Annotated in this window: 5 protein-coding genes; 3 read left to right on the top strand and 2 right to left on the bottom strand. The window is 59.3% G+C overall.

The window, feature by feature from the left end; all coding sequences use genetic code 11:
- Positions 1 to 42: 42 nt before the first annotated feature.
- Positions 43 to 456, top strand: coding sequence for an IS66-like element accessory protein TnpA (gene tnpA, locus SO180_RS42020; RefSeq protein ID WP_449384645.1), 414 nt, complete (start codon positions 43 to 45; stop codon positions 454 to 456).
- Positions 453 to 596: a hypothetical protein gene (locus SO180_RS42025; protein WP_449384646.1), complete on the top strand. Its 144-nt coding sequence runs from the start codon at positions 453 to 455 to the stop codon at positions 594 to 596. The genes tnpA and SO180_RS42025 overlap by 4 nt, the downstream gene beginning before the upstream one ends.
- Before the next feature lie 361 nt (positions 597 to 957).
- Here SO180_RS42025 and SO180_RS42030 read toward each other — a convergent pair whose 3' ends face one another.
- Together SO180_RS42030 and SO180_RS42035 are read right to left on the bottom strand one after the other, a co-directional pair.
- Positions 958 to 2163: an IS91 family transposase gene (locus SO180_RS42030; RefSeq protein WP_449384647.1), complete on the bottom strand. Its 1206-nt coding sequence runs from the start codon at positions 2161 to 2163 to the stop codon at positions 958 to 960.
- A gap of 10 nt (positions 2164 to 2173) precedes the next feature.
- Positions 2174 to 3055, bottom strand: a complete 882-nt coding sequence (locus SO180_RS42035) for a site-specific integrase (RefSeq protein WP_449384649.1) — start codon at positions 3053 to 3055, stop codon at positions 2174 to 2176.
- A gap of 670 nt (positions 3056 to 3725) precedes the next feature.
- Here SO180_RS42035 and SO180_RS42040 point away from each other — a divergent pair.
- On the top strand, positions 3726 to 4151 hold a 426-nt coding region (locus SO180_RS42040), incomplete at its 3' end, for a reverse transcriptase domain-containing protein (RefSeq protein WP_449384648.1).

Here is a 4151-nt window from a genome sequence, read left to right on the forward strand (position 1 = left end):
TCGGCAACATGCGAGCCGTCATATACAGTTAGGTTCGCATATATGGTTGACGATATGGTTGACGCTTCGGAGCCACGTGGCCGGGTGGATATCCACGTCGGAGCGGGGCGTCGGCGGCGGTGGAGCGACGCGGTCAAGGGGCGGATCGTGGCAGAGTCGTATGCGCCGGGCGCTGTTGCGTCCGAGGTGGCGCGCCGGCACGACATCTCGCCGCAACACCTGTTCGCGTGGCGCAAGGCGGCGCGTGCCGGTCTGCTGAGTTTGCCGGCGGACGATGCGCCATTCTTCGTACCGGTAGTGTCGGAGCTGCGCCCCGCTGGGATGGCCGCGGAAGCGGCAACACAGAACTCGATGACAATCAGTATCGAGATTGGCGGTGCGGTGGTTCGCGCAGCGGCCGGAGTCGATTCGGCCTGGCTGCGCGATGTGCTGCGGGCCGTGAGGGCGATGACATGATCGCGGCTTCGGCGGGCGTGAAGATCATGATCGCGACGCGGCCGGTCGACCTCCGCAACTATGCGGCGGCCATGATTATGCGGAGTCGACACGAAGACGGGCGGTTTTGCTCGCTTCTGGACGATATCGGCTCCGCATAATAGAGAGCGTTTTTAGATTGGCGGCGCGTGGTTCGGTACCCAACACGAGCACTCGCGAGGGGCGCCGGTAATCTAAAAACGTGTTGGACGAAGTCGCGGGCAGCCGCTGCAGCTATGGGTGTTGAATCACTGCGCCGTTATTTGTGAAACGTCGTGATCTGTACTGGAGGCAAGTCCAAAGCGGACATTATCATGAAAGTACTGGGTGGAAGCGACATCTGGGAAGCGAAGTAGCCGAAAAATGCGAAGCGCCGGAGGTTTGACGTCGGAAGAACGACAACAGGGCATCTATCGGCTGCCACGGCGGCCGGAAGAATTGCGAAATGGAAGGTGGCGGTTCTTGGTTGATCGAGGTCTCGCATCAAGAAGTGTCCGGTGAACGAGCGGCACTGAACGAACCTGGCTGCAAGACCTCGACGCACACCATGTGGCCTTGATGACAGGATGGACATTGACGCAAGGAAGCGGCATTGCAGTGCTCAGCCTTCTCGGGGCAATCGGATAGCTCTTCCGGCTCCGAATGAGCATCGGCGGACATCATTCCGAGCAGTTCACGGCAGCGAGCGAGCTTTTGCTTGCGGTAGCGGTTACCCAGAAAACCATAGTAGCGAATACGTTTGAAGCCTTCGGGTAGGACATGGATGAGGAAACGCCGAATGAACTCCCCGGCGTCCAGCGTCATTACTTTCTGCTGGCTTCCGTGGCGGTAATCCATCCATCGAAAGCGTACTTTGCCGTCTTCGATATCGATGACGCGGCTGTTGCTGATCGCTACCCGATGCGTATAACGGCCGACATAGTGCACAACCTGTTCGGCGCTGCCAAAGGGCGGCTTGGCGTAGATAACCCAATTGATTCTGCGGACATCGTTCAGATAACGCTGAAACGCAGCCGGATCACGCAACGGTTCCAGCGACGAGAAGAATTGTAGCTCGCCGGTGTCGAACGACTTTTGCAAGGCGCTGAGAAATAGGCGCCGGAACAGACGGGAAAGCACGGCCACGGGAAGAAAGAAGCCGGGCCGGCACGCGATCCAGCGGCTGCCATCCGGGGACAGTCCTCCTCCAGGAACGACGCAATGGAGGTGGGGATGGTGAAGGAGGTTCTGGCCCCAAGTATGAAGGACAGAAAAGAACCCGATCTCGGCACCGAGGTGCTTGGGATCGGCAGCGATAGTCCGCAAAGTCTCTGCAGCTGTGCGGAACATAATATCGTACACGGTGCCGGCATTCTGGAATGCGATCGCTGCGATTTGGTCGGGTATGGTGAAAACAACGTGAAAATACTGCGTATCGAGAAGCTCCGCTTGTCGGGCCTCGATCCATTCTGCCCGCGCGAGCGATTGGCACTTGGGGCAGTTGCGCGAGCGGCAGCTATTGTAGGAGATCCGCCGCTCTCCGCAGTGATCGCACTGCTCGACATGGCCACCGAGCGCGGCCGTTCGACAGCGCTCGATCGCCGTCATTGCTGCACGCCGTTCGGTCGATAGAGACCTCCAGTGCTGCTCGCGCCAGGCAGCACCATAGCGGCGGAAGATATCCGCCACTTCCGGACCTGAGCGTCCCATGGGGCCGCCGTCAGAAATGTTCAGGCGGCGGCGGTGGTGGTGCCTTAGGGATTGGGCGCGGCAGCAGCTCCAGCGGGCTGGTCGCCGCGCAGACTTTGTTCGTGGCTATCCGGAGATATTGCGCGGTTGTGGACAGGCTGCGATGGCCAAGCAAGAGCTGGATGGTGCGAAGATCGGTGCCGGCCTCGAGTAGATGAACGGCGAAGGCATGCCGCAGCGAATGCGGCGTCACGGGCTTGGCAAGGCCCGCTAACCGATGCGCCTTGCTGCAGGCGTCCTGCACCGCGTTGGTCGATATCGGCTCGTTGGGGATACCGCCGGGAAACATCCACGTCCTCGGCCGGACGGCGCGCCAATAGTCGGTCAGTGTCTCCAGCAACCGTGCCGAGAGCATGACGTAACGGTCCTTCTTCCCCTTGCCTTGATCGACGCGTAGCACCATCCGCTGTCGATCGATGGCCCCCGGCTTTAGACGTACCGCTTCGGAAATGCGCAGACCGGCGGCGTAGCATGTTGTCAGGATCACTTGATGCTTGAGGCTCTCCACGCAGCCGAGGAAGTGCAGCACCTCTTCGGGACTGAGGATGACGGCGAGCGTCTTGGGCACCTTTGGACATGCAATGATGAGGTCGAAATCCCATTCGAAGCCGAGCGTGACACGGTACAAGAAACGGAGCGCTGAGACGGTCACGTGGATCGACTTCGGCGCCAGCTTCTTCTCGTTCGTTAGATAGACTTGGTAGGCGCGGACATCTTCCGGCCCAAGCAACGCCGGCGACTTCGCAAAATGGCGGGCGAACTGCGAAACCTGCAGCAGATAGGATTCCTGCGTGTGCGGTGACAAGTTGCGGATCTGCATGTCGTTTATCATGCGTAACCGAAGCGGCGTCATTGAAGGCTCCTTGGCAAAAAAAAAACGAAAACTGCCCGAGGGCAGCAACGCCATCTTGCTCGAAGCCAAGCCTATGAACGCTGCAAATTACGTCTCACCATGGCACCCCAAAGCGGTTACAGTTGCTTCAGCCGCATTCCTTCATCCGACGATGGGCCACCCTTGCCGAGTGTTCTGCCGCGGAGCGGCTTCGTCGTGTGCCGGGCATGCTCAATAGCTCGGAAGTGAAAGTCTTCCACCCAACCTGATGGAGGTGAAGGGTTAGTGAAACGCAAGGGCTGCCGTCGCGAGGCGGGGTCTGAAGGAAGCGTGGATCAAAGGTGCGAGCCGATGAACAAAAAACGGATATGAGGCGCAAGCATCGGACGAGCGGGCGACACATCGCGAAGTCCAGATCCATCAAGGATGCGAAGCGTAGATCCGGCGGTTGTGCACCGAAGGCGATTGAGCTTACCCCGGGAGGTCTGCCCGGCGTCGCCCTCGGGCGACTGAGACGACCGCGAGGTCGTCTGACCGCCGGGCAGAAGTCAGCAGAGGGCGTATTAGGTCAGGCTGTCGGCAAAGCTATTGAGGCACTCCAAGGCCGAAAGGTGGAGAAACAGATAGGCGGAGCCGGAAACGATGGCCGAAGGCCCGAACGATCGAGAGAAGCAAGTAGGACTGGTATCTCGTGAATAGAAAGCGGCAGAACAACCAGCAAGCGCTGGCCTTGGAACCGAAGGAGTGGGGTGAAGCCCCAGCGCGCGGTGACGAGGAGACCGAACCATTCATGACGAAATCAGCCACCGAAAGCTCGACTTTCACAGAACAACTAATGGAGGAGGTGTGCGATCGAGAGAACCTCGAAAGAGCGTGGAAGCGTGTTAAAAGGAACAAAGGAAGCCCTGGCGTTGATGGGATGACCATCGACGTCGCCAAGGCTTTCCTGCGTGGGCACTGGCCAAACATTCGGTCTCAACTGCTTGACGGAAACTATCGGCCGCAGCCGGTTAAGCGGGTAGAAATCCCGAAGCCGGATGGCGGGATCAGAAAACTCGGCGTCCCCTGTGTCGTCGACCGCCTGATTCAACAAGCCATGCTGCAAGTTCTCCAAGAG

This window comes from Bradyrhizobium sp. UFLA05-112 (genome assembly GCF_053572325.1).